This window comes from Leptolyngbya sp. FACHB-8 (assembly GCF_014695575.1).
Classification (GTDB): Bacteria; Cyanobacteriota; Cyanobacteriia; order Elainellales; family Elainellaceae; genus Vacuolonema.
In genome coordinates, this window is the sequence record NZ_JACJOO010000042.1 from 1 (window position 1) to 26,319 (window position 26,319).

General features: G+C 51.8%; 24 protein-coding genes and 1 other RNA gene. 12 read left to right on the plus strand and 13 right to left on the minus strand.

Going from position 1 to position 26,319, the window contains the following annotated elements; all coding sequences use genetic code 11:
• From H6F91_RS08910 to H6F91_RS08935, 6 genes are all read left to right on the plus strand, one after another.
• A partial coding sequence (locus H6F91_RS08910) for a photosystem II protein D2 (protein WP_190771136.1) occupies positions 1–201 on the plus strand: 201 nt, incomplete at its 5' end.
• Positions 185–1,570 (plus strand): photosystem II reaction center protein CP43, encoded by a 1,386-nt coding sequence (psbC, locus tag H6F91_RS08915; protein ID WP_190771137.1) that lies wholly within the window; start codon positions 185–187, stop codon positions 1,568–1,570. The genes H6F91_RS08910 and psbC, both read left to right, overlap by 17 nt.
• Before the next feature lie 205 nt (positions 1,571–1,775).
• Positions 1,776–1,943 (plus strand): PCP reductase family protein, encoded by a 168-nt coding sequence (locus H6F91_RS08920; protein ID WP_190771138.1) that lies wholly within the window; start codon positions 1,776–1,778, stop codon positions 1,941–1,943.
• A 24-nt stretch (positions 1,944–1,967) separates the two neighbouring features.
• Positions 1,968–2,315 carry a rhodanese-like domain-containing protein gene (locus H6F91_RS08925; protein ID WP_190771139.1) on the plus strand — a complete coding sequence of 116 codons (348 nt, stop codon included), beginning with the start codon at positions 1,968–1,970 and terminating at the stop codon, positions 2,313–2,315.
• A gap of 156 nt (positions 2,316–2,471) precedes the next feature.
• Positions 2,472–3,545 carry a heat-inducible transcriptional repressor HrcA gene (gene hrcA, locus H6F91_RS08930; RefSeq protein WP_190771140.1) on the plus strand — a complete coding sequence of 358 codons (1,074 nt, stop codon included), beginning with the start codon at positions 2,472–2,474 and terminating at the stop codon, positions 3,543–3,545.
• 182 nt (positions 3,546–3,727) lie between these two features.
• On the plus strand, positions 3,728–4,456 hold the full coding sequence (locus H6F91_RS08935; RefSeq protein WP_190771141.1) for a proteasome-type protease: 729 nt from the start codon (positions 3,728–3,730) through the stop codon (positions 4,454–4,456).
• A 160-nt stretch (positions 4,457–4,616) separates the two neighbouring features.
• On the opposite strand, the gene H6F91_RS08940 is transcribed toward H6F91_RS08935, so the two are convergent.
• The 7 genes from H6F91_RS08940 to H6F91_RS08970 form a co-directional block, all read right to left on the minus strand.
• Positions 4,617–5,927 (minus strand): aminopeptidase P N-terminal domain-containing protein, encoded by a 1,311-nt coding sequence (locus H6F91_RS08940; RefSeq protein WP_190771142.1) that lies wholly within the window; start codon positions 5,925–5,927, stop codon positions 4,617–4,619.
• A gap of 213 nt (positions 5,928–6,140) precedes the next feature.
• Complete coding sequence (locus H6F91_RS08945; protein WP_190771143.1) at positions 6,141–6,905, minus strand: MBL fold metallo-hydrolase; 765 nt, start codon at positions 6,903–6,905, stop codon at positions 6,141–6,143.
• Between the two features lie 200 nt (positions 6,906–7,105).
• On the minus strand, positions 7,106–7,735 hold the full coding sequence (locus tag H6F91_RS08950; RefSeq protein WP_190771144.1) for an aminodeoxychorismate/anthranilate synthase component II: 630 nt from the start codon (positions 7,733–7,735) through the stop codon (positions 7,106–7,108).
• 56 nt (positions 7,736–7,791) lie between these two features.
• The gene (locus H6F91_RS08955; protein WP_190789300.1) at positions 7,792–8,241 is read right to left on the minus strand and encodes a diacylglycerol kinase family protein; all 450 of its coding nucleotides are present in this window, start codon (positions 8,239–8,241) and stop codon (positions 7,792–7,794) included.
• A gap of 139 nt (positions 8,242–8,380) precedes the next feature.
• Positions 8,381–8,941: an rRNA maturation RNase YbeY gene (gene ybeY / locus H6F91_RS08960; RefSeq protein WP_190771145.1), complete on the minus strand. Its 561-nt coding sequence runs from the start codon at positions 8,939–8,941 to the stop codon at positions 8,381–8,383.
• Positions 8,938–9,159, minus strand: coding sequence for a DUF3285 domain-containing protein (locus tag H6F91_RS08965; protein WP_190771146.1), 222 nt, complete (start codon positions 9,157–9,159; stop codon positions 8,938–8,940). Before H6F91_RS08965 ends, ybeY begins: the two co-directional genes overlap by 4 nt.
• Before the next feature lie 431 nt (positions 9,160–9,590).
• Complete coding sequence (locus tag H6F91_RS08970) at positions 9,591–10,142, minus strand: SH3 domain-containing protein (protein ID WP_190789296.1); 552 nt, start codon at positions 10,140–10,142, stop codon at positions 9,591–9,593.
• Positions 10,143–10,590: 448 nt separating this feature from the next.
• On the opposite strand from H6F91_RS08970, the gene ssrS reads away from it, so the two are divergent.
• Positions 10,591–10,776: non-coding RNA, 6S RNA (gene ssrS, locus H6F91_RS08975), on the plus strand.
• Between the two features lie 143 nt (positions 10,777–10,919).
• The gene (trxB, locus tag H6F91_RS08980) at positions 10,920–12,302 is read left to right on the plus strand and encodes a thioredoxin-disulfide reductase (RefSeq protein ID WP_190771148.1); all 1,383 of its coding nucleotides are present in this window, start codon (positions 10,920–10,922) and stop codon (positions 12,300–12,302) included.
• Between the two features lie 115 nt (positions 12,303–12,417).
• Here the strand turns inward: trxB and H6F91_RS08985 are convergent, their stop codons facing one another.
• The gene (locus H6F91_RS08985; protein WP_190771149.1) at positions 12,418–13,782 is read right to left on the minus strand and encodes a cytochrome P450; all 1,365 of its coding nucleotides are present in this window, start codon (positions 13,780–13,782) and stop codon (positions 12,418–12,420) included.
• Between the two features lie 141 nt (positions 13,783–13,923).
• Entirely contained in the window at positions 13,924–14,646 is a 723-nt protein-coding gene (rph, locus tag H6F91_RS08990) for a ribonuclease PH (protein ID WP_190771178.1), read from the minus strand.
• A gap of 421 nt (positions 14,647–15,067) precedes the next feature.
• Here rph and H6F91_RS09000 point away from each other — a divergent pair, with 421 nt between their 5' ends.
• Both H6F91_RS09000 and map read left to right on the plus strand, forming a co-directional pair.
• Positions 15,068–16,528, plus strand: a complete 1,461-nt coding sequence (locus tag H6F91_RS09000; protein WP_190771150.1) for a glycosyltransferase family 2 protein — start codon at positions 15,068–15,070, stop codon at positions 16,526–16,528.
• A gap of 419 nt (positions 16,529–16,947) precedes the next feature.
• Entirely contained in the window at positions 16,948–17,727 is a 780-nt protein-coding gene (map, locus tag H6F91_RS09005) for a type I methionyl aminopeptidase (RefSeq protein WP_190771151.1), read from the plus strand.
• A 203-nt stretch (positions 17,728–17,930) separates the two neighbouring features.
• On the opposite strand, the gene phoU is transcribed toward map, so the two are convergent.
• Positions 17,931–18,593, minus strand: a complete 663-nt coding sequence (gene phoU, locus H6F91_RS09010) for a phosphate signaling complex protein PhoU (RefSeq protein ID WP_190771180.1) — start codon at positions 18,591–18,593, stop codon at positions 17,931–17,933.
• A 313-nt stretch (positions 18,594–18,906) separates the two neighbouring features.
• Between phoU and trpD the strand changes: the two genes are divergently transcribed.
• Entirely contained in the window at positions 18,907–20,010 is a 1,104-nt protein-coding gene (gene trpD / locus H6F91_RS09015) for an anthranilate phosphoribosyltransferase (RefSeq protein ID WP_190771152.1), read from the plus strand.
• Between the two features lie 168 nt (positions 20,011–20,178).
• Here trpD and H6F91_RS09020 read toward each other — a convergent pair whose 3' ends face one another.
• A complete protein-coding gene (locus H6F91_RS09020; protein WP_190771153.1) occupies positions 20,179–21,309 on the minus strand; it encodes a retropepsin-like aspartic protease in 1,131 nt (376 codons plus the stop codon).
• Between the two features lie 42 nt (positions 21,310–21,351).
• Here H6F91_RS09020 and carA point away from each other — a divergent pair, with 42 nt between their 5' ends.
• Positions 21,352–22,515 carry a glutamine-hydrolyzing carbamoyl-phosphate synthase small subunit gene (gene carA, locus H6F91_RS09025; RefSeq protein ID WP_190771154.1) on the plus strand — a complete coding sequence of 388 codons (1,164 nt, stop codon included), beginning with the start codon at positions 21,352–21,354 and terminating at the stop codon, positions 22,513–22,515.
• A 432-nt stretch (positions 22,516–22,947) separates the two neighbouring features.
• Here the strand turns inward: carA and H6F91_RS09030 are convergent, their stop codons facing one another.
• Positions 22,948–23,493: a hypothetical protein gene (locus H6F91_RS09030; RefSeq protein ID WP_190771155.1), complete on the minus strand. Its 546-nt coding sequence runs from the start codon at positions 23,491–23,493 to the stop codon at positions 22,948–22,950.
• A 1,009-nt stretch (positions 23,494–24,502) separates the two neighbouring features.
• Positions 24,503–25,486 carry an RNA polymerase sigma factor, RpoD/SigA family gene (locus tag H6F91_RS09035; protein ID WP_190771156.1) on the minus strand — a complete coding sequence of 328 codons (984 nt, stop codon included), beginning with the start codon at positions 25,484–25,486 and terminating at the stop codon, positions 24,503–24,505.
• Between the last annotated feature and the right edge of the window lie 833 nt (positions 25,487–26,319).

A 26,319-nucleotide genomic window follows, 5' to 3' on the forward strand; every position in this document is an offset into this window, starting at 1 on the left:
GTTGGTCTGGCGCTGAACTTACGGGCTTACGACTTCGTGTCGCAGGAAATCCGAGCAGCGGAAGACCCCGAGTTTGAGACGTTCTACACCAAGAACATTCTGCTGAATGAGGGCATCCGTGCTTGGATGGCTCCTCAAGATCAGCCCCATGAAAGCTTTGTATTCCCCGAAGAGGTACTTCCCCGTGGTAACGCTCTCTAGTAATGCCGTTGTCGCAGGAAATCGCGACCAGGAGTCGTCCGGGTTTGCCTGGTGGGCAGGGAATGCTCGTCTGATCAACCTGTCTGGCAAACTACTGGGTGCACACGTCGCCCACTCTGGCCTGATCGTATTCTGGGCCGGCGCGATGACCCTGTTTGAAGTGGCTCACTTCATCCCCGAAAAGCCCATGTATGAGCAGGGCTTCATCCTTCTGCCTCACCTGGCAACTCTGGGTTGGGGTGTCGGTCCTGGCGGTGAAGTTATCAATACTTTCCCTTACTTCGTAGTGGGTGTACTTCACCTCATCTCCTCTGCGGTTCTCGGTCTCGGCGGTATCTATCACGCCGTTCGTGGTCCCGAAACTTTGGAAGAGTACTCCAGCTTCTTTGGCTACGACTGGAAAGACAAGAACCAGATGACCAACATCATCGGTTATCACCTGATCCTGCTGGGTGTAGGTGCTTTCCTGCTGGTGTTCAAGGCCATGTTCTTTGGTGGTGTTTATGACACCTGGGCTCCCGGCGGCGGTGACGTTCGCGTTATCACCAACCCCACTCTGAACCCCGTGACCATCTTCGGCTACCTGCTGAAGTCTCCTTTCGGTGGTGAAGGTTGGATTGTCAGCGTTAACAGCATGGAAGACATCATTGGTGGTCACATCTGGGTGGGCTTCATCTGTATCGCTGGTGGTGTATGGCACGTTCTGACCAAGCCCTTCGGCTGGGTGCGTCGCGCCTTTGTTTGGTCTGGTGAAGCTTACCTCTCCTACAGCTTGGGCGCGTTGTCCCTGATGGGCTTCGTAGCTGCTTGTATGGTGTGGTACAACAACACCGCTTATCCCAGCGAATTCTATGGTCCTACTGGCCCTGAAGCGTCTCAAGCGCAAGCTCTGACCTTCCTGGTTCGTGACCAGCGTCTGGGTGCTAACGTTGGTTCTGCTCAAGGTCCTACGGGTCTGGGTAAGTACCTGATGCGCTCTCCTACTGGTGAAATCATCTTCGGTGGTGAAACCATGCGCTTCTGGGACTTCCAGGGTCCCTGGCTGGAGCCCCTCCGTGGTCCCAACGGTCTGGATCTGGACAAGATCAAGAACGATATTCAACCCTGGCAAGCTCGCCGTGCGGCTGAGTACATGACTCACGCTCCTCTGGGTTCTCTGAACTCTGTGGGTGGTGTAGCAACCGAAATTAACTCGGTTAACTATGTATCTCCTCGCGCCTGGTTGGCGACCTCTCACTTCGTACTGGGCTTCTTCTTCCTGGTCGGTCACCTGTGGCACGCGGGTCGTGCTCGGGCTGCTGCCGCTGGTTTCGAGAAAGGTATCGATCGTGAGACCGAACCCGTATTGGCAATGCCAGATTTGGATTAATCCTTAGTTCTGGTTCATTTTAGAGGTCCCCTTCGGGGGGCCTCTTTTCTATACCGGTATTTTGTTAGGTGTGTGAAACACATCTAGCAAAACACCTCATTCGCGTTATGTTCCTTGCGTGGAGGCAAATGTGTACAACCCCTGGGGGTAGTGCTTTGCCTTAAGATGGGAAATACATGAATGGCTTGTGATTAAAAACTTTGATATGAGTTACCCGGTTTGGACGCCTGACGCTAAGGCAAAGCTCAATAACATTCCCTTTTTTGTTCGTGCCCAGGCACGTATTCGAATTGAGCAAATTGCTCGGGATGAAGAATTAGAAACTGTCACTGCCGAATTGGTAGAAAGGGCCCGCCAGGAATTTGGGCAGTAGACATTTAAACCAGGGGAAAACGTCATGACAGGTCAGGAATTTGGACAAGTCAGTGTTGAAGAGCTGGCACAACGGTTAGCAGAAGACCCAGTTGACCTTCAACTGATTGATGTGCGGGAACCAGAGGAGTTGGCGATCGCCCAACTCCCCACCTTCATCAACCTCCCCCTCAGTCAATATGGGGAATGGTCTACAAACGTTAATCAGCGCTTGAGCCCAGAAAAAGAAACCCTGGTGCTCTGCCACCATGGTGTGCGTTCTGCACAGATGTGCCAGTGGTTAGTGTCCCAAGGTTTTAGCAATGTGAAGAATATTGCGGGGGGTATCCATGCCTACTCTGTTTACGTCGATCGCTCTGTGCCTCAGTACTGATGGGTTTGCTGGATAGAGCCATGAGATTGGAGGGAAACGCCAACCAATTTCATGGCTCTATCGAGAACGAGGGTATTCATAGATACCCATGGACAAACCCTGAAGCGCTAAATTACGATCAGCTCACGACCTTAAAAACTATTTAAGATTTTCCGAATGGATGCTCCGGTTCAGCTCAATAAACGGCAACAGCGAGTCTTAGGAGCAACAGTACGCCATTACATTGCAACGGCGCGGCCTGTTGGCTCAGAGGCCCTGGTTGAAGAGTTTCAGCCCCGCGTTAGCCCAGCTACGATTCGTAATGTAATGGGCTTCCTGGAAAAGTCTGGGTTACTATTTCAGCCCCACACCTCGGCGGGGCGGGTGCCTTCAGACAATGGTTATCGTATGTATGTGGATCATCTGGTAACGCCATCGGAGCAGGTAGCCCGTCAAATTGATGGCGTTCTTTCTAGCAAGCTGCTACCAGATGGTTACAGCCTGGAAGCTATCTTGCGAGGGGCCGCTCAAATCCTCTCGACGTTGAGTGGTTATATTTCCCTGGTGACCATGCCACGAGTTCTAGCGGCTCGCCTGCGCCATCTGCAACTGGTGCAGGTAGATCCGGGCCGGCTCATGATGATTGGCGTGTTGGATTCTTACGAAACCCAGTCCATTGTGATTGATCTGCCAGCTTCGGATAATCCCCCCGATCCTGACTTGCTGGATCGAGAGTTGCAGGTGCTTTCCAATTTCCTCAATCAACATTTACGAGGCCGTTCGCCCACAGATACGGCTACCCTCAATTGGCGTGAATTGGGCCGTGAATTTGATCAGTATGCTGAGCTGATGCGTCATGCTCTCTCAGAAATGCATCGGCGCTCAATGGATTCTGTTGCCTCACAGATGTTTGTAACGGGGGTTGCTGAGGTACTGCGACGTCAGCCTGAATTTGCTGAAGTGCAGCAGGTTCAGCCCATTGTCCATCTACTGGAGTCGGAACAGGAGCAACTGTGCGAGTTGATTTTTGATCCGATTCATCTTCAGAGCGATCGCCGGGTCACGATCCGCATCGGTTCTGAAAATCCCCTGGAGCCCATGAAGGGTTGCACGCTAATTTCGGCAATCTATCACTGTGGCGAAACCTCAGCAGGCAGTGTTGGAATGCTAGGGCCGACTCGAATGGTGTATGAGGATGCGATCGCTCTTGTAGAGGCTACGGCTGGCTATCTGACTGAAAGCCTTAGCTAGGTTGGCTCCTACTGGATGAAAAACCTCTGGTTTCCCATCCAATTTCAATTATTTTGTGTGTGCATCGCGCATGCAGAATAACTTATGAAGATGTGCCTAATATTCTGGGTGCTGCCTAAGCAGGACGTAGAACATTAGGTGCATTTTCATATTGAATTGGTACAGGTGTTGAGTGAAGACGTATGACCTATTGCCTTGGAATTGTGACCCGCAGTGGTCTCGTCATGGGCGCTGATTCGCGAACCAATGCTGGGGTGGATTATATTTCTACCTACCGCAAGTTATTTGACTTATCGGTGCCAGGGCAGCGGGTTATTTTAATCTGCACATCAGGCAATCTCTCGATTACCCAGGCCGTTATCCATGCCCTCCATCAGGACTTAAAAATTGGCGAAAACGAAAACGTTCACTCGCTGCTAACGATGTATGAGATTGCCTGCTACATCGGCAAAAAAATCCGCGAGATCCAGGAGACTGAGCGGCCCTGGTTGGAACGGGATCGTATTGATTACACCTGTACTCTTTTGCTGGGCGGGCAAATTCAGGGAGAACAGACCGAGCTGTATATGATTTACAGCCAGGGCAATTGTATTCAGGCGGCTCGCGAAACCCCATTTCTCCAGATCGGTGAAACCAAGTATGGCAAGCCCATCATGGATCGCATCCTGACCTACGAGACATCGGTAGAAGATGCTGCTAAGTGTGCCCTCCTGTCCATTGATTCAACGATGAAGTCCAATATTTCCGTTGGGCCGCCGATTAATCTGGTGATGTATCGAGCGGATAGTCTGGTCGTGAAGCATCAACTGACCTTGCAGCCGGGCGATCGCTACCTCGAAGACATCCGTAAGCAATGGGAGCATTCGATCCGCACCGCTTTTGAACAAACTCCCGACGTCCTCTGGTATTAGCTCAATACACCGCTGAGCGATAGAGGATTTTGTTATGTGTGGTGTGCAAAGCCCACCACACATAACAAAATGCGTCACTTCTAAGGCTGGTATAAAAGTTTCAACTGGTTATGAGGACTGCGTCATAATCACAATCCCCATAGCCTACTGGTTAGGGGTTTTAGGACTCTAAATCCTCAATTTCCTTAGGAACGCCTGCAGTCAGCACATCATACCCCTCGGCTGTAACCAGCACATCATCTTCAATGCGGATGCCAATACCCAGCCAGCGCTCGGGTACGTCCGGTTGTCCTTCGGCAGGTTTGATGTCGGGCTTGATGTAGATACCGGGCTCCACCGTAGTTACCTGGCCGGATTCCAGAGTGTGCGGCGTTTCACCATGTTGATAGACGCCAACATCATGCACATCCAGCCCCAACCAGTGACCTGTGCGATGCATGTAGAAAGGCTTGTACTTCTCCTCTTTGATAATTTCCTCTTTGTCTCCTTGGAGTAGCCCCAAATCCAGTAAGCCATCCACGATAACGCTAACGGCGGTGTCATGAATTTGGCTGTAGGGGTTGCCAGGATGCACCTGAGCGATCGCCTGCTTTTGAGCCTCCAGCACAATGCTGTATAGAATGCGCTGTTCCTCAGTAAAGTGCCCGCTGACGGGGAAGGTGCGAGTAATATCCGAGTTGTAGTAGCCGTAAGCGCATCCAGCATCAATCAGCAGCAACTCTCCGTCCTGCATCTGACGCGTGTTCTCGGTGTAATGGAGGATGCAGGCATTGGCTCCAGAGGCCACGATGGAGGGATAGGCCGGTCCCGATGCCCCGTTAAGCCGGAAAGTATGTTCAATCTCGGCTTGCACCTGATATTCGAAAGCGCCCGGTTTGGCGTAGGCGATCGCTCGATTATGCGCTTCTTCTGCAATTTGCGCGGCGCGACGCATCAGATCCAGCTCAGCTTGGCTTTTTAACAGGCGCATTCCATGCAAGATGGGGCCGGGGTCTTCAATGGCGATCGGGCCAGTGCCGCGCTTGGGATAGGTGGCCATAAGCCGTTGCCAGAGACGTAGCAGCTTATCGTTAAAGGAGGAATCTCGACCCAATCGATAATAGATGCGATCGGCCCCTTTCACATACTCGGATAGTTTTTCGTCCAACTCTTCGATGGAAAAGGCAGCATCGGCCCCGAAGCGTTCTTTGGCTGCTTCTACGCCAACCCGATAACCAGTCCAGGTTTCCTTGTCGGGGTCTTTGGGTTGTACAAATAAAACAAATTTGTGTTCCTCATGGTGAGGAGCTAACACAGCGACGGCTTGTGGCTCATCAAAACCCGTTAAATAGAAGAAGTCGCTGTCTTGCCGAAAGTTGTATTCCACATCATTGTGCATCACGGCCAGAGGCGCACTGCGAAACACTGCTACGCCTTTGCCGATACGAGTCATCAACTGTTCGCGTCGCTGAGCAAATTCCGAGTGATGCATGAGATGTAGAACCTACAGGATTAGGATAAAGACCAGGCCTTGATTCCCAATCCTAGCGAGTCCCCCCATAAATAGACAAGTTGGGATAGCTGATTCTCCGCAGCGCTATGGACGGTTAACGTTGGTTTGAAAAAAGGAGAGGTGGTGCATCGCACCACCTCTCCTTTTTTCAAACCAACAGGAGAACAACCCGAACTGTTGAAGCCGTAGCCCTTAGAACGGGTAACTTAATACCTCAATGCGGCTTCCTTGAGAGGGTAAGCTACCCGACGAGACGGATAGAGAATCGCCTCGGCGCTGTACGGGTGTGCCACTCATCACGCTGAGAAATTCATCTAAACCTGCAATCTCGCAGGCGTTAGCATCGGCTGCCTGGGTACGGTATTGGGTTGGAATGATGATACGGGGGTTGAGAGTTTGGATAGCCTGACGGGCTTCTTCAGCGTTATAGGCTTTGGGGCCACCGCCAACGGGAACCAGTAACACATCCGGACGGCCAATGAGAATCTGTTGTTCTACTTCAATGGGGGCAGCCGCGCCTCCCAGGTGCGTAATGTTGAGCCCGCCCATATCCCAGCGCCAGATGATGTTGGTGCCAAAACGCTGGCCACCCTGGCGATCGTGGTCAATACCAATGCCTTGGATTCGCAACCCATTGATTTCATAAGCACCGGCTTCAGCTAGAAGTCGGGGGTTGCCGGGTAGTCCATCTAGTGATCCTTCATCAAATAGGCGGCTGCTAATCATCACCAGATCAGCAGATACACGCGGAGCCCGGTAACCTGCCGTACAACCAATAGGCCGGAAAGGATTAACCAGAATGCGACGGCCGCCCCCTGTGAACAGAAAACAGGTGTGCCCTAAAGATTGGATTGTCACACCGGAAGCCTGAGCCTGAGCTCTTTGAGCCAGCAGACTAGAACCCAGGGCGGAAAATAGCCCTGCACTGGCATAGGGGATAAACTTGCGTCGCTTCATACCTACCTCAACAGGAACCTGAACAGAGCGCGCAAAACGTCTGCCAGGGGACAAAACAACTATTAGCCTACAGGGGAGGGGCGATCGCCCCTCCCCTTGTGCCAGAATATAGCCGCGTCACATATACTTTGGTTCCGCTGGGTGTGTGGTGTGCAAAACACACCACACACCCAGCGGAACTAAACAGCACGAAGAAGGAGTTAAACTTCGCGGCTTCCTATACCAGCCAGCGCTGGAGCCTTGGGAATTGCAGAAAGGAAGTTTCTCAGCAGCTCCTTTCCAGCTTCAGTCAAGATGCTCTCTGGGTGGAACTGTACGCCCTGGATGTGAGGGAACTCCCGGTGACGGACACCCATAATCGTGCCATCTTCTACCCAGGCTGTGATTTCCAGCACGTCCGGGCAGGTTTCGCGCTCAATGACCAGACTATGGTAGCGAGTTGCTTGCATCGGGTTCTCGACCCCAGCAAAGACGCCCACCCCAGTGTGATGAATCGGAGAAGTTTTACCATGCATCAGTTCACCGGCTGAGGTAATGGTTCCGCCAAATACCAGACCAATGCCCTGATGCCCCAGGCAAACGCCCAGAACAGGGGTTGTCGGCCCCAACTCTCGAATGACTGTGGGAGAGATGCCAGCATCTTCTGGGCGACCCGGCCCTGGTGAAATGACGATCGCATCTGGCTTCAGACTACGAATTTCATCCAATGAGATTTGGTCGTTGCGATAGACGCGAATATCCTGGGCGACGGGCAACTCAGCACCCAGCTCTCCCAGGTATTGCACCAGATTGTAGGTAAAGCTGTCGTAATTGTCGATAACGAGAATCATGGTGGAGGAGATCAGCAGAGAAAGGGCAAATAGTGTTGACGAAAGCCCGAATTCGATTAAAGCAGGTCTAGCCGATGGAGCAGAGGGGGGAATAACAGCGAACCTGCAACTAGCACAGCGGCCAGAGCTGAGATGAGCACTGCTCCTGCAGCACAATCCTTGGCTGTTTTAGCCAGTTCGTGGTAAGTCTGCTTCACCGTCAAATCCACCACCGATTCCAGGGCGGTGTTGAGCAGTTCCATGGTGAGGACGGCACCGATAGTGAGGCCGATGACGGCAATTTCGATGGGGCTAAGGGCGAGGTAGATGCTGAGGGCGATCGCCAGAGTTCCCACTAATAGATGAATTCGAAAATTGCGCTGGGTGAAGAAAGCGTAAGTAATGCCAGACCAGGCGTATTTGAAACTCAAGAATAGACTCGGGGCAATTTGCCAGGCCAGGTCACGATTGGGCTTCGCAAATTTAGCAGCATTGGGGTGAGTCTCTTTCGAGAGTTGTTGTGTCATAGGGGCACCGATACGTTCTGTTGCGTCTGGGACAATTCCGCGGGAACCCGTGCTTTCTGAAACCTCGTACTCATCCATGGCATCTTAGGGTGGACACTGAGCAGGCAATGAGCTGGAGGGAAATCCTTGGTTCAGACTATCACTCATCATGGGGGTCATCATACTGAATTTTGAGGCCCACAGTCTGTAACAAGGCTTCTTGTTCTTTTACCATGCTCTGAAAACTCGCTTCATCCGGATGATCCCATCCCAATAGATGCAGCAGGCCGTGAGTGCTCAACCAGACTAGCTCATGTTCCAGTGAATGTCCTCGTTCCTCTGCTTGTCGCTGAGCCGTTTCCACGGATATAACGACATCGCCCAGGTATAAAGGCATCTCCTCCAGCATCTCCTCGGGTTGAGGATAATCCACTTCCAGAGCCGCAAAAGCCAGCACATCGGTAGGCTGGTCTTTTTGGCGGTAACTAGCGTTCAATTCTTGAATCTCGGCATCATCAGTCAGCCGCAGGCTGAGCTCGTAGGCATTAATAGGGGATTGATCGATCTGTAAATGCGATAGCCAGGCTTCGAACCACTGTTGCCAGGTTTCCTCCTCAATGGGGCCTGCGGCACTATCGGAGTCATTTACGGCCTCGTCGTCTCCAAAAAAGGGAGCCTGGAAATTCAACTCAACCTGAAGGGGGGTATGAACTTCACTCATCGCGTCAGGTAGGCTAGACCCACCAAAAGCAATAGCAATCCACTGGCCGTCAGGGCAAAGTGGAACAGGGACTTTCCACCTTTGCGAACCATGTTACGCATGGCTAATTTGACATAACTGGGAGGCGGCTCTGGGGCAGTATGTGGAGTAGCTTCGGCCTCGGAGGTGGTAGGCACAGGAATAGCCTGTGATTCAGATATGGGCTGTGATTCAGACATAGGTGTGGCGATTGAAGTCATGCATGGATGGAAGGGAAACCCGATCCATCTGCCCTTATTCTAGGGCGCACGTAACAAACTGTTAATCGGTCTGGGCGATCGCCCAGCCTATCCTTATTCCACGATGAGGCTTAGTAATTGCCAGTTCTAAGGAACACAAATCAAACAACTTTTTGCGGGAGTGGGCGTTTAGCCCCTACTCCCACAAAAAATGATAGGGTGTTGAATCCACAATCCTAAATAGTTTAGAAGGGTTGTCTTTCGTGCGCTTCGTGTACGAAAGACAACCCTGAAAACAGAACTAGTGTTGCAAACACCAAATTTTGCAACATGGGGGTTTGGAGGCGAAGCCCCCAAGAAGGGGTTTTACCCCTTCACCCCTTACAAAACTTTCGTTTTGCTGTACTAGAACTGCTTATCAGACAGAAATCCTATCGCCCTGCCTGTACCCAACCGCTGGCTGTACACGTAGCAAGTCCACTACGCGGCATCGGTAAGGTCGAGAGGCACCAGTATTGGGAGCCATCGAAGACAACTCCCTCACGTACGGCCCGTAGCTCAGATATGGGTCGCCACGGCTGTGCTCCTTCCTCGTCGTAAGACTGGTAACGCGAACCTTCAACCCGTAAGCCCATACCTTGAGGGCCAACCCAGTAGATGCCCGACTGAATGGTACTGCCGGGATTGCTGGCTAAATGACGAATCAGGTCGCCCCGGAGCCAACCCTCAGCCCCAGATTCAAATCGAACATAATGCCAGGTAAAGCCATCATTGCCACGGGTTTCCCGTAGGGTTTCGATGCGATCGCCCCCACGCCCCATATAAGCAACAGACGCAGATGTACTGGGGTTGGTCCGAACGTTAACCCAGGCCCTGGCATCTCGCGTTTGCACCGTTGCCGGAGCTGCCACTGTGGGCACCTGGCCCAGGCAGCCCAATAGGAGAGCCACCATTAGACTCAATCGAGAGAGTTTTGAAATCATGTTTTTGCTGAAATACGATCGTCAGGAGCGTACTGCTCGTTCCATGCCAGATTTTTCTAGGGGTATTTGTCATGCTGAGTTTTGGGGGCGCGCCCAAGAACCCAGCCTGGCAAAACCGCCTTTATCTCCAGCTTTTACCAGGACACATTGTCCATAGACAAACTGGTTCCATTGTCCATAGACAAACTGGTTCCAGGCGTAGTTTCAGTCGCCCAGAGCTAGCAACTTTCCAAGTCTATCTTGCCCTTTTTAGAACAGGTGAACTGACAGAGACTTGCATGAGTGATACGGCAGGATTGCACCTAAAGCAATGGCCCGAAAGCCTTGTGTAGAGCCTGACGGCGATCGCATCCCCCGCTTGGAGGAATGAAAAACCATCCAATCAGGTCAGCATCTCTACAGATTTACTTACTGGCGATCGCCCACCAACTCGCTACAATAGTTGAGAGTTCTGCTCCGGCGTTGGTGACTGCCAATAGCGTTTTATGATCTACAACTCAACGCACAAGGGACTCGAGATGTCTTGATGGCAGTATACCGAGCATGTACTCGGAAACTTTAAATCAAGGCCAAGAATCCCACCTGGAATTATTCCAGGTCAAAAACTGAGGTAAGACGGCGCTGTGGTGAACTCCTGATTCCAAATTCCCTTGTCCAATTGGGCAAGGGAATTTTTGTTTGACGTAATCCTCTCTTTCTGACCCAAATCACTCGTTCACAATTTCTCTCCCTCCGGTTATACTGATTTAAGCGTAGTCGTTATGAGTTTGTCTGAAGATGTCATCCCCAACGATTGAGAACGTTGTCATCATCGGCTCTGGGCCAGCGGGTTATACAGCGGCCATTTATGCAGCACGGGCGAACTTGAAACCATTTATGTTTGAGGGGTTTCAGGCAGGCGGGCTACCCGGTGGGCAGCTGATGACGACCACTGAGGTGGAAAATTTTCCCGGTTTTCCCAATGGCATCACGGGGCCGGAACTGATGCAAAATATGAAAGCCCAGGCGGTGCGCTGGGGCGCAGAACTGGTGACTGAAGATGTCACTCATGTCGACTTCAGCCAGCGTCCCTTTGTCATTCGCTCGGAGGAGCGCGAGGTGCACGCCCACAGCGTCATTATCGCTACAGGAGCTACGGCGAAGCGGCTGCACTTGCCCAGCGAGAAGGAATATTGGAACCGGGGCGTTTCGGCCTGCGCCATTTGTGATGGTGCGATCCCCATGTTCAAAAATGAGGAACTGGCTGTTATTGGTGGCGGAGACACGGCGGCGGAAGAAGCTCTATACCTGACCAAGTACGGTTCCCATGTGCATCTGTTGGTACGGAGCGATCGCATGCGGGCCAGCAAAGCGATGCAGGACCGTGTGTTGTTTAATCCTAAAATCACCGTTCACTGGTACACCGAAGCGGTTGATGTGGTGGGTAATGGTGAACTGATGACAGGTCTGCAGGTCCGCAATAGCCAAACAGATGAAGTTACGGAGTTGCCTGTACGAGGCCTGTTCTACGCCATTGGCCACACTCCCAATACGAGCCTGTTCAAGGGCCAGTTAAACCTGGATGATGTGGGCTATATCGTGACCCAACATGACGTGCAGACGAATGTACCGGGTATCTATGCCTGTGGCGACGTCCAGGATCATGAGTACCGTCAGGCGATTACTGCGGCGGGGACAGGCTGTATGGCCGCCCTGCTGGCGGAGCGCTGGCTCTCCGAGCATGAACTGATTCAAGAATTCCATCAGCCTGAGGCGGCTGAGGAGCCCTGTGAAGAAGATCCTAAGACGGAATCTGAGCAGGTCGTAGAGTTTGACATTAATCGTACCCACCATGTGGGCGGGTATGCGCTGCGGAAGTTGTATCACGATAGCGATCGCCTGATTGTCGTCAAGTACTCCTCCCCGACCTGTGGCCCTTGTCACACGCTGAAGCCCATTTTGGAAAAGGTGGTGAACGAGTTCGAGGGCAAGATTCACTACGTTGAAGTGGATATTGTTGAAGATCCAGATATTGCGGCTTCTGCCGGTATCACGGGTACGCCAACCATTCAGTTCTTTAAAGACAAAGGGCTTGTTGGACAGATGCTGGGTGTTAAGCAGAAGAGCCAGTATCGCGAGATGATTCAGAACAACTTGCTGTCTGCTCCTGTAGCTCAGTAATGGAGTAGCCCTCCACGAATTCGTTTTCAAGGGCATGAATCGCTGAGCAGCTTAACGATTCATGTAGAGGTCTAAATAAAAGCAAAAAGCGCGGTGCAAAGCACTGCGCTTTTTGTTATGTACGAATTCGCATGCGCAAAGTGGAAGGGGGAGCCAGGGTGACACCCCGACGAATGGGGCGAAGTGGGCTCGTGGGGGCCAACTCTAAGGACCAATGGATGAGGGCGGTTGCCAGTACCAGCTTCATTTCGTACAGCGCAAAGGCCATGCCAATACAGCGTCGGTTGCCACCCCCAAAAGAGATGAACTCATAAGGCGTAAATTGTCGTTCCAGAAAGCGTTCTGGGCGGAAGGTTTCTGGGTCTGGATAGAGATCAGGGCGGCGGTGCAGCAGGTAGATGCAGGGAAACAACAAGGTGCCCGGAGGAATCGGCTGGCCCATCAACTCAAAGGGATGACGGGTGAAACGGGGGAAGGTAATGGGAGCAATTGGATAGATCCGCAAGGTTTCCTGGCAGATGGCGTTGAGGTAGGGGAGACGGGCGATGCTCGCGAAGTCTGTCGGGTCTATTGTCGCCAATTCAGCCTTTAAGGTATCCAGAACGCCAGGGGTTTGGTGGATCCAATAAAACGCCCAGGCCAGGGCAGAGGCCGTGGTTTCGTGGCCTGCCATCAGCAGTGTGACCAGTTCATCCCGGAGCTCTTGGTCACTCATGCTATTGCCCTCCTCGTCGTGGGCGCTTAGCAACAGGCTGAGAATGTCCTCGGCCTCGGGATTGGGATGGGCGCGGCGATTACGAATCTCCTCATATAGCAGCTGATCGATTTCGGCCCGTTGGCGCACAAAGCGACCCCAGGGGCTCCAGGCTCCCCAATCCTGCTGGAGAGAGCGGATAAACAGCAGACTGGCTTTGATAGGGGAGTCGGATAGGGCCAGTAAAGCCTTGAGCAGGGTTTGCAGGTATTCATACCGCTCTCCCTCCACCAGGCCAAATACAGCTTTCAAAATGACCTTTAGGGAGATGTCCTGCATAGCAGCCCGCACCTCGAAAAATCCATCGTGGGTGTGGGTTGCAAAGACTTGCCGAGTAATCTGCTCGATCAACTCGCCGTAAGCTCGCATCCGTTCGCCGTGGAAGGGAGGCATGAGGAGTTGGCGCTGGCGCTGGTGGCGATCGCCATCCAACAACAGCAGCGAGTCATTTCCCACGATGGGCTGCAAAATACTGTTTTGTTGCCCAATATCAAACTCAGCCGGATCGGTACGGAAAATCTCCTGCACGCCCTGGGGATGGCTGACCATAACGGCGGGCGCCAGTGTCCAGCGCACAGTAAAGACGTCACCATAGCGACGGGCGCTTTCCTCCATTAACTGACAGGGGCGCAAAATCCACTGGCTGAGTAACCAGAGGGGAGGCCCTTTCGGGCCATCAGGTAAGCGATCTGGACGGTATGTCCACGGTTCAGCTTGAGCAACCATTTGTTGAGCCTCCTGAGTCGTTTGAGTGACGCTCGGAATCCCGGAAAAATGGATGTGACTGATTCTGAGCGCTAAAGGACTAATTTTCGCAAGTCAAACTTGAAAAGTAATAGGGCCTAAAGGAGTTGACGACAATGGTTTTCAACTCCCCACCAAAGCTTGCTGTTGTAACTCTAATAACTCACGCACCCCTTTTTCAGCCAGGTCGAGGATCTGATTTAACTGCTGCCGTGTAAAGCTGCCCTCCTCGGCGGTGCCTTGAACTTCAATGAGTTCTAGATTGCTGTTAAGAACGACGTTGCAATCAATCTCGGCTGCCACATCCTCTTCATAGGCCAGGTCTAGGAAGGGTTCGGCCTCCAGGAGACCCACAGAGATAGCCGCAACGGCGTGTTTAATGGGCGATCGCTCTAACGCTCCTTTGTCCAATAATGTAGACACGGCGTCTGCCACAGCTACATAGGCTCCTGTAATGGATGCCGTACGGGTTCCAGCATCGGCCTGAAGAACATCCGCATCAACGAGCAGCGTACGCTCTCCCAAGGCCTTCATATCCAGCACAGAACGCAGGCTCCGACCGATTAAGCGTTGGATCTCCTGGGTACGGCCCGATAGTTTCATGGTTTCGCGGGCATGGCGCTGGGGAGTGGCCCCCGGTAGCATACGATACTCTGCGGTCAGCCAGCCCTGGCCAGTGCCCTCCAAAAAACGGGGAACCCCAGGTTGAATACTGACGGTACAGAGTACCTGCGTGTCTCCAAAATGCGTCAAAACAGATCCGGCAGAAAACCGGGTAAAGCGCCGTTCAAACCGCACAGGACGGAGTTGATCAGGACGGCGACCATCAGGACGTTGCCAGGCCATGGGAACTGCCTCATCGGGCGAATGCAAATCACTCACCCAGGATACCGGGGACGCATTCAAAGAACCAGGATCTTCAGGTTAAAGATCAGGGCATGTTTTAGACAACGGGATAGTGTAGACTACTGCTGAATTGTATTTTTTTTAATAAAAGTTCGACTCTCGAAACATTTCCTGACACAGATAATGCAGGTTTTTCCCTAACGTTCCCTGAAAATCCTAGCTTTAGCAGGTACCTGTTTCAATGATCCATCTGGCTTACGGCCTACACCTGATGTCTTCCGGTGGCGTTTGGACGGTTCTTTATGGGGGTTCTCCCTATATCCATAGACCGGGTGGGTTGATTAGATGGAAGCAGGGCTTTAATTAAACAACGTTTGGAGACAAGCTGCCCTATTCCCTCGGGTAGATACCGATTGAGCTTATGCCGAATACTCCCTGGTCAACTGCTGACTCTCCTGATGGGCCCGATTGGGCTACTTCGCTTTCAGCGGATAGTTATATCTCTCACCTTTCCATTTTTCAGCGCGGGCTGGTGGGCCGTCGTCGTAAAGCGGCAATGATGCTCACCGCTATTTGGGGTGGGACTATTGCCCTGCATCTATTTTCCTGGGGCACTTGGTTGGTGTGGGCGCTGACAACTATGTTTGGGCTGCATCTTTTGCGGCTCTGGATTTCGGCTCCACGTACTCTGCCAATGCCCTTGCAGGAGCAAGATCCCGAAAAGCTTCCCTTTGTCTCGCTGATGGTGGCTGCTAAGAACGAAGAGTCCGTCATTGCGAATCTCGTTCAAACCCTGTGTGATTTAGATTATCCAACGAGCCGCTACGAACTCTGGGTTGTTGATGACAACAGTTCTGATCGCACACCCCAAGTGCTTGACCAATTGCGCCAACACTATCCGCAACTCAAGGTTCTGCGTCGAGGTGTGAATGCAACGGGAGGTAAGTCTGGCGCACTGAATCAGGTGGTGGAACTCGCCAAAGGCGAATTCCTGGGTGTATTTGATGCCGATGCTCAAGTGCCTAAAGACTTGTTACGACGGGTGTTACCCCTGTTTGATGAAGCTCAGGTTGGGGCTGTACAGGTGCGGAAGGCGATCGCCCAAGCCGAAGGTAAGCGTCGCGTTTCTAACTTCTGGCTACGGGGCCAGGTATCGGAAATGGCCCTGGATAGTTACTACCAGCAGCAACGCATTGCCATTGGTGGCCTTGGAGAATTGCGGGGCAACGGTCAGTTCGTGCGCCGCGAAGCCCTTCAGCAGTGCGGCGGATGGAATGAGGAAACCATTACTGATGACCTGGATCTCACCCTGCGGCTGCATCTGGCTCATTGGGATATTGAGTTTTTATTGGATCCTCCAGTCATTGAGGAGGGAGTTACCAATACCGTTGGGTTATGGCACCAGCGCAACCGCTGGGCGGAGGGCGGCTATCAGCGTTCTTTGGACTACTGGCGGTTATTAGCTCGGAACCGTATGGGTATGGGCAAAACCTTCGACTTTATCTCGTCTCTGGCGCTGCAATATATCGTGCCCCAGGCGGCGGTGCCGGATCTGGTGATGGCGATCGCCCGTAACCGTCTGCCTTTGCTCTCCCCACTCACGACCCTCACCGTCTGCATGTCGATGATAGGAATGTACGTAGGATTACGCCGTGTTCAGAAGTATCAGGCCAATCGAGCGTTTGCGGCGGACACTACAGAAGCACGTTGGCGGACGTTGCTGCAGGCGATTCAGGGCTCCCTCTACATGCTCCACTGGTTCCCTATCATCGCCACTATGGGAATGCGGATTGCAATTCGGCCTAAACAGTTGAAATGGGTGAAGACCGCTCACCACGGTAGCGAGGAGATGTGGCTTGATATGTCGAATCAACCAGAGTAACCGCATAACTACAGCTATCTAAGAGGAGCGGATAGGTGCAAAGCACCTATCCGCTCCTCTTAGATAGCTGTAGTTACAAAGGGAGATGCCCACTGCCTGGGCATCTCCCTTTGTAACGGATTCTCTACAGTGGACTTCGTATTGGATCGCTATGACTATACGTGAGCTTGCTTGAAGAGTGTTTTTGAGGGAATGCAAAGCATGACCTGTGCAACCGTCTATTGCTGATGTCGAAGTACACGCAAAAATGGGCACTCTAAAGTTCGGTACAGCATCTCTAGTGCCCCGGTCCGGCCCGACTAGATGAGGTGGAGCCGCGCGCATGATGCAGCAAAATCAGTCTTTCCAAACGGGCTTGGCTACAGCTACTTTTGCGTCTGTCTTGTAAAGTAAAGAAGGGAATTTGAGTTAAAGACTTCATGGATAACGAAACCATCGTTTTACTATCAAGCCGAGAAATTGAGAAGATGCGTCAGGCAGGGCAACTGGCTGCCCAATTGCTGGCCTATTTAGAACCGATGGTGAAGCCTGGAGTCAGTACTCTGGAACTGAACGATGCAGCCGAGGAGTGGACCCACAAACACGGAGCTAAGAGTGCGCCCCTGGGCTACCACGGCTTTCCCAAATCTATCTGCACCAGTGTGAACGAAGTGGTGTGTCATGGCATCCCCAATGCCAAGCAAGTCCTTCAAGAGGGAGACATCATTAACATTGATGTGACTCCCACCCTGGATGGGTATCATGGTGACACATCTAAAACCTTTTTTGTGGGTGAGCCGTCGCCTCTGGCCCGTAAGTTAGTCGAGGTGACTGAAGAGTGTTTGATGCGGGGGATCGCTACGGTTAAGCCGGGCTCTCGTATTGGTGACATTGGCGCTGCAATTCAAAGTTATGCCGAGGCTGCTGGATTTTCAGTGGTGCGTGATTTTGTAGGTCATGGCATTAGCCGCACGTTTCATACGGCTCCTCAGGTTCCTCATTACGGTACGGCTGGCAAGGGACGCAAGCTGCGTCCCGGAATGGTCTTCACCATCGAGCCGATGATCAACGAGGGTACCTACGAAGTAGAAGTGCTGGAAGACAAATGGACAGCGGTTACCAAAGACCGCAAATTGTCGGCTCAGTTTGAACATACCCTCGCCGTAACCCAGGATGGGGTCGAGATCCTTACGCTGCTACCGGAGCGAGTACTGGCTTAGGAGGTTTCTGCATAAGAATTTACCCAGAATGTTGGTGTTTTGCCCGCGAAGCGGGCAAAACACCAACATTCTGGGGGTAATTTCATTACTGGAAATCTCCTTAGTTCTAACCCTGTAAGGGGTAGTCACGAAGCGGCCGCTCCTCAAACTTAAGCACTAGCGGCATCGTCGAATGGGGTCACCCTCTCTACGCGACGATGCTGTTAGCGTTGCCCTGTTACGACGTAGGCTACCCGTTTGCCGATGTTTGTGGCGTGGTCGGCCATACGCTCTAGATAGCGGATCGCCAGCACCATCAGGACAATCTGTTCAATCGAACCCTGCACACTGGGCTGGCGAGTTAGCATCGTGTAGACTTCCTCATAGTCGGTGTCAACGTCATCGTCTCGCACCTTCAAATCGAGACCAGATTTGGCATCCAGGTCGGAGAGTGAGGCGAGGCTAATCGCTAACATAGCTCGGCAGCGATCAGACATTAACTGAATGCGGCCCATACAGGGGTGAACGGGATACGGGAAAAGTTTGACTGCAACTTCACCCAGATCCTTGGCATAATCTCCAATGCGTTCGAGATCGCGCACCAGTTGCATAATGGCGCTGAGCAACCGCAAGTTGTGGAGCATCGGCGATTGCAGCGCAATCAAGTTAACGCAATCGAGTTCGATTTGGCGGTAGAACTGGTCAATCTGCTTGTCTTGAATGGCGATTTGCTTAGCGGCGTCCAGATCTCGCTCAAAGAGCGATCGCCGCGCTAGCAAGAAGGAGTGCTCCACCAACGCCCCCATCCGTAACACATCCCGTTGGACACTTCTAAGTTGGCGATTAAAACTAGTCTGTGTCTCCTCGTGAGTGTTCAACTGAGCTATCTCCACAATTTATTAAAAGGATTGTCTGAAATTTTTACGACAGAACTTTTGTTTTACTCAGTATAGCCGCTCGCTCTTGGAATACCTGGATTTATCTGGTACTTCGGTAAGGCTTACTCCTACGGTTATACAAGTCAATTCTCAAAGCTCACGTTTGGTGATATACACAGTTCAGGAGATCTTTGGGTGTTCTCTCGATAGACAGGATTTAGCCCTAAAAAACCGTTTCCAGGGGCATATTTCTCTGACCTTCTATCCTGATTCTAAAGTCTCTTAATTCCTTGTTTCTGTCATCCTGATTTGGTCTGAACCCATGAGCGTTTCTCCCCTTTCGCCAACTGAAACGATACCGCCATTACCCCTGGTCGATGCAGACTGGTCGGGTTTGCTGGGGCAATTGCTGGACGGGCGATCGCTCGACACCCAACAGGCCGCTACCCTGATGCAGGGATGGTTAGCGGAGGCCATTCCTCCAGTGCTGTCGGGGGCCATTCTGGCGGCCATCCAATCCAAAGGGGTATCTGCTAGCGAGCTAGTAGGCATGGCCCAGGTGTTACAGGGGCAGTCTGTTGGTGGGCAGTTCGATCTGGATGGCTTGCCTACGCCCCGCATCGATACCTGTGGTACCGGAGGGGATGGTGCCTCTACCTTTAATATTTCGACGTGCGTTGCATTTGTTGCAGCGGCAGCGGGGATTTGTGTCGTCAAGCACGGTAACCGGGCTGCGTCCAGCCGAGTCGGTTCTGCAGATGTGCTGGAGGGTCTGGGGATTAATCTGGCTGCGCATCCTGAACAGGTGCGGGGAGCACTGGAGTCTGTGGGCGTTACTTTCCTCTTTGCACCCGGGTGGCATCCGGCTATGAAAGCGGTCGTACCCCTCCGCAAAACCCTTAAAGTACGCACAGTCTTTAACTTACTGGGGCCGTTGGTTAACCCCTTACGCCCAACCGGACAGGTGATCGGGGTTTTCAGCCCTTCCATTGTGGAGACCGTAGCCGAAGCTTTGCAAATGCTGGGGATGCAGGAAGCCGTTGTGCTGCATGGCCTGGAAAAATTGGACGAAGCTGGCTTAGCAGATGCGACGGTGCTATCGGTTGTATCGGGTCATGCTCTGACGTCCCATCATATTCATCCAGAGGCTTTGGGCTTGACCCCGGCTCCCACCTCGGCGCTGAAGGGGGGTGAGGTAGATGACAACGTTGATATTCTCCGAAATGTTTTACAGGGACGGGGTACCCAGGCTCAGGAGGATGCCGTTGCGCTGAATGCAGCTTTGGCGTTGAAAGTGGGCGGGAAAGTGCCAGCCGGGGATCTGGAAACGGCGATCGCCCATGGTATCACCCTGGCCCGTGACATTCTAAAGAGCGGAGCAGCCTGGGACAAAGTAGAATCCCTGGCAACCTTTCTGAAAGCGTAATGCCCAGGGTGTTTTAAACAGCAAAGCCTGCATTCTTTACCGGAATGCAGGCTTTGCTGTTTCGGCTATCGCTCAATCTAGTGAGGGCCGTTATGTTTGAAACGCCACGCTCTCGGCGGTTTTTCAAACATGAACTCTTTGGTTTTGAGCGTATGACGCTGGATAGGATTATCGAGGATGAAATTCTACCTCTTGCTCTCGAATGGTGACATCAAAGGCCTGAAAGAAATCCTGCCCAAGTAGTCCGTAAGTTAGATTGGGTCCAGCGATCGCCACCAGTACATTTTGAGCTACGGCATCTCCAACCTGAATCGAGTTTACATACCCCAGAGGAAATGAAACATTGGAAGCACTGGCGGTACTCACCTGGGCCTGCCCGACAGCGCGAACCTGTAGATGTTGAGCCATCTCCCTTGTGATAACAGTACCGCTAGCTCCGGTATCCAAAATCATGGGAAAGGCAGTGCTACCGTTGAAGGTGACATTAATAATGGGAGTTCCCCCCGCTCGGCGTACGATCGGGACTCGGAATCCCGTTCCCTCAGCACTGGGGATAGGGGCTGAGTTACGGGCAGGAACCGGAGCCGAAGCGGCTGGCTGTGCTACGGGCGCAGGGGCTGAGCGACGGGGGTTTGGGGCAGAATTTCCAAGGGCTTCTGCCAGATTGGTTGGAGTGACAGGGGGATTGGGGCGAACCGACCGAGCCTGAGCGATCGCTAGATTGCGCTGGTACTCGCGAATCTTTTGCTGGGCTTTGCTATGGTCAGGATGGGAGGCAGGAACCGCTTGGAGCTGGTCAATGGCCTGCTGCCAACGGGTAGCAACGAGCCGCCAATCATCTCGTGATTGAGCGATCTGGGTGAGGGTTGCTGCACTGCCACCGCGATCTAACCCCCGCTGGTAGAGGTTCACCGTAGGTTTAGCTGCGGGTGTGGAAGCTGCTGGGCTGGGAGTCACAACAGGCACCGGGCTAGAGGTGGCTGCCGATTCGGGTGGAACCGATTGACAACCCGCGCTAACCCCAGCCAGTAAGCTGGCGATCGCCCACGAAACCTTGTGCCACTGCGCCATAATGAACCGTTTTTGAGGAATTTTGGTGAAAGGGGGGAATCTGTTGATGACCCATTGCGCAAAAGAATCAGACGGTGAGCTAGCGATCTCAGCTCCATCTGGCTTCACCCGTTCTGCTGGAGCTGATGAGCGTTCGCGTTGCGGATACAAGCTCAACGATGAATCAATACCGTTGGTATTACTACAATTCCCCAGGCCCATTACGATAATATCGCTGGTTAAGAGCATGGCTGGCTCAGTATACTGACTAAGCACGTAGGTTAAAGATTCATGGCGATCGCAACTCCCCCTCCCGCACTTCTGGTACTGGCCGATGGTACGGTTTTTCGAGGATATTCGTTTGGTGCCAGCGGCACTGTCATTGGTGAAGTCGTGTTTAATACCGGCATGACGGGTTACCAGGAAGTGTTAACAGACCCCAGCTATTGTGGGCAAATTGTGACATTCACCTATCCGGAGTTGGGTAACACCGGAGTCAATCCTGAAGATGAGGAATCGGCGCGGCCCTATGTTCGGGGGGCGATCGCGCGCAACATCTGCGCGCGCCCAAGTAACTGGCGGTCTACCCAGTCCTTGCCAGATTACCTGGCGCAGCACAACATCCCAGGCATTTATGGTATTGATACCCGCGCCTTGACTCGCAAGATTCGCTCTACCGGAGCGATGAATGGGGCTATCTCTACTGAGATTCTTGATCCCGGAGAATTGTTGTTGAAGGTGCAGGCAGCCCCCAGTATGGCCGGTCTAAATCTGGTCAAGGATGTGACGACTAAGACGATTTATGAATGGGATGAACCCACAGATCAGGTGTGGGAATTTGCCGAGTCCGACGCTCCTGCTCCGTCTGGCGAACGCTTGACGGTGGTGGCTCTCGACTTTGGGATCAAGCGGAATATTCTGCGACGGTTAGCCCGTTATGGGTGTCGCGTCATTGTCGTGCCAGCAGACACGCCTCCCGAAACTATTTTGGGATACAACCCGGATGGCATTTTCCTGTCAAATGGCCCTGGGGATCCTGCGGCTGTAACCGAGGGGATCAATACAGCGAAAGCCCTTCTGGGTGCTGAAAAACCTGTCTTCGGTATTTGTATGGGGCACCAAATCCTGGGACTATCCCTGGGGGCTGAAACCTTCAAGCTTAAGTTTGGCCATCGTGGGTTAAATCAGCCGGCAGGGCTTCAACAACGGGTGGAGATTACCAGCCAGAATCACGGGTTTGCGATCGCTGCTGACTCTCTTCCCGATGCTGATGTCGAGGTTACTCACCTGAATTTGAACGATCGCACAGTAGCCGGCATTCGTCACCGAACTCTGCCACTCTTCTCGGTGCAATATCACCCAGAAGCAAGCCCCGGCCCTCACGATGCCGACTATTTGTTTGAGCAGTTTGTGAATTCGATGCGAGAGCATCGTAACCAAACGGTGAACGCCTAACACTGAAAAAGGGGTTGCATTGCAACCCCTTTTTCTTGAGTATCCTGACTTTGAGTTGGGTAGGAAGTTTAGATTAAACCTTCTCCACACATTAAACTTTTGGTGTGAACTACTGCGGGGATTCGCTGCACAACAATTCATGCCCCTAACAACAGAGTCGTGGAGGTCTATTGCAAATTCGCGTTAGTTTGAGCGATCGCCAATTCATCACCAACCCTGATAGCTGGTTACCTATGTTCTCTATCTCCTCAATCATGTAGAAACACTATAGAAAATGAAATGTTTCATTTTCTATAGTGTTTCTACAAACCTTTCCGTTAGAAGTTTCTACAAAGTTGTGGGCCATTCACTTTACTTAATAAAAAGAGAGAGAGGAATCAACGCTTCCCCTCTCTCTTTTTTTATCCTGATATCTGGTTGCGATCGCTGTAACTACAGATCAGCTCGGCAGGTGTCGAGAATGTGTTGATCCAGATCGCTGAGGTTTGCAATTTGATGGAATCCTTCCAGAGTCATCGGTGCAGCTTCGTCGCTTGTAGAGGCTACCGAACCTTCGGCACGCATGGCAACGGCATAGGGATGTACGGTTTGATCGTAGGAATCCACAATATTCAGACTCAATTGACGGGTTCCAACTTCTCCGGTGAAGCAATCAAAAGAAGAGTTGGGGAGGTAAAAAGCACCAACTACCTGATCTTGATTCACTTCAAACACAATGTACTCAGAGCCGTTCTGGAAGGCTTCAGGAGATTGGCCAAACAGATAAACGCCGTCAGCCATACGCTGGCTCACCGTCAGACCGGGATTAGCCGTTGCCACCTCAGTTGATCCCAGATCAGGTGTCACCGTACGAGCATGACTCTGGCCGACAGCCACCAGGGTCAGGCCTACAGTTAGTACCAAGGCTGTTAAAGGTTTTTCTACGCGATTTAGGAGAGTTTGCCAGTTAAGAGTAGGGCGTTTGGATAACGTTAGCACCGCAGACCTCCTTAATATAAATCTAATGTTTACAGTAGTTTGAGCCTGATATAAGATTCATCGCTCTTGAGAAGGGCTGATGAGTGGCTCAAAAGATAGGCAATGCAATATATCTCAAGCCATCTTTGTAGAGGCTTCAGGGATTGCAACAACCTTATCTAGTGGTTTTGACTACAGCGATTGCTTGCTCAATTCCAGAAATTTGTGAAAAATGTTTCAAAAGTTTCTGAATTAACTGAAATTAGGCAATCACCGAGCAATTTCAACAAAGGAAACATCCAAAGGTCTTCGGTTTAAGACCTATTTCGATATGAAAGCGATTGTCAAGGGAACCAGCTAAAGAGCCGTTTCTGCTTACGTTGCTTGGAGGGACCAGCAGGGATCACTTCAAGCGATTAACGCTGAAACATTGGCCTTATTTTTGCAGCTTTCTCCTTCACAGAATGCTTTCTAAAGGTAGAGATCCATTGCATCTTAAATATCAATTAAGAATCAATGAATTATGGCTCACTCGGATACAAAACTTTGTAACCTGTTGAGCTCGCCAGCCGCTCTCTACCGTTATTAATTCATGAAATGAGGCCCTTCTGGTATCTTCTGAGACACTTCGCAAACTGTCCGTTCAAAGTGTCGTGGAGAGTAAGTAATTCTAACTACTCCTACTGGTTGATGGATGCATTTGAGTTTTCCTTAACCTTGAAGCGATAGTTTGTATGCATTTCCTTTATTAGTAAGGTAATGCGATCGCTCATCTTCGCAAAACACCCAATTGGGCGAGCTCAGCGCTCACCCGATGGGATGTTATAACATTCACAAAACCCTTGATGATTATGCTGCCGCAGTATGGTCATCGAAAAATGGGCTTACGTCTTGCAGCAAACCCAAAACAGTCATTTTGTCGCCACAAAGCGGCTGTGGAATGAGAGTTCTGGGTTTGATTTGAGAAGGTGCAAAAAAATCGGGTACAGCTTAGCTGTACCCGAAGGTTCACTCAAGAGATAATCAAGGTCTAGCTAGCCAGGTAACCGCGAACGTTGGCTTTACGCCGCCGCAGGTGGTCGAGGGCTTGGCGCTCAAGTTGACGCACGCGCTCGCGGCTGATATTCATCCGCTGACCGACTTTAGCCAGAGAGAGCTCGTGACCATCTTCCAGTCCAAAGCGCAACACCAACACCTCGCGCTGCTGGGGGGTGAGTTCCGCCAGTAGGTTTTGAATATCCTGCCGGAGGGACTCTTGCACTGTGTAGGTTTCTGGAGAGGCATCCTCGTCTTCGAGGAGGTCTTGTAACTCCGTATCCTGATTGTCGCCAACTTTCAGATCGAGCGAGACAGGTTGCCGAGCCATCAGCAGAAACTCACGAATTTCTGCCGGAGTTAACTCCAGAGCTTTAGCAATGTCGGCAGGAGAGGGACTGTGACCAAGTTGCTGGGCCAGTTCCCGCTGCACACGCTTGATCTTGTTGAGCTTCTCGGTAATGTGGATTGGCAAGCGGATGGTGCGAGCCTGCTGGGCGATCGCCCGAGTAATGGCCTGACGAATCCACCAGTACGCATAGGTCGAGAATTTGTAACCCCGAGTCGGGTCAAACTTTTCAACCCCCCGCTCTAACCCGAGAGTCCCTTCTTGAATCAGATCCAGAAACTCTAGATTGCGCTTCTGGTATTTCTTCGCGATCGCGACTACCAACCGCAGGTTGGCTTCGATCATTTTCTTCTTCGCCCGCTGCCCTAAGCGAATGGTGCGTTCTAGTTCGGCTTCAGAGGTGCCCACAGCTTCGGCCCATTCCGCCTGTGTAGGTTGCTGATCCAACTTCTTGGCCAGCTTTTCTTGAATCTCGACAGCCTTCATCATCTGCTGAACCTGCTTACCCAACACGATTTCTTGTTCGTGGGTGAGCAGAGGGACGCGACCAATCTCATGCAGATAGGTCCGCACCATATCTGCTGTGAAGAGGGGCTTGGTTTCTGTCGGGGATGTATTTGCAATTGTCATGGTCGCCACTTAACTCCATCACAACGGAACACGAAAGGAAAAAGGAAATAAGGCTGGAATCCTAAACCTGATCCCAGAGAAGACAAGGAAGCCACCCATGCAGTGGGCGGAAAAAACTAGGGGAGATAACCGTTCAACTGGGAAGCGAAATTCAGGTGAACAAAACAACTAACAGCAGGCAAAGGGGAGAGCGGGCAAGCAAACAATCAAATTCCTTCAAGCTTCGGCTTTGGTTAGGGCTTTATCTCCTATCGCGACCCCTAACCGTAACCCTTGCATCTCGACCTTTGAAAACTGAGTAATAAATAGATGCGATATTGGCCTAGCTTTGAGAGCCTGTCTACACTCGGAACAGACAAATGCGAAGTGGTTATGACTTTGGTCTATTACAATGGTAATACAACATTAAACTCCAGTAAAGGGGGGCGGAATCATCCGGACGGGTGAACTACGAAGGGGAATAAATGCGCGCGGGTAAGGATTACAGTCTTACCATTAGTACGATTACTACAACCCACCGGATGTTCTAGCTCTAAAGACACAGGTGCAAGCTAGCTTTGACGCTGCCTTATAATCATCGACGTTTTAAAAGGAATAAAGGTTCGGCAACCGCATCGTGATAACCGAACTGAATGATGGGCTCGCTTTCATCACGACTTCATCGTGTTATGTCATGAGGCAGGGGTGTAGCTTTCTAGACGAAGAGAGGGGATGATTTGCACCCCCTGTCTCCGTCCAATGTGAAGATCAAAACGAGGGGAACCGAACCTGAAGGGGCGGTTGTTTAGCTAGGCTCTGTCATCGAGTGGCGAGTATGCTCGTTATAGAGAGGA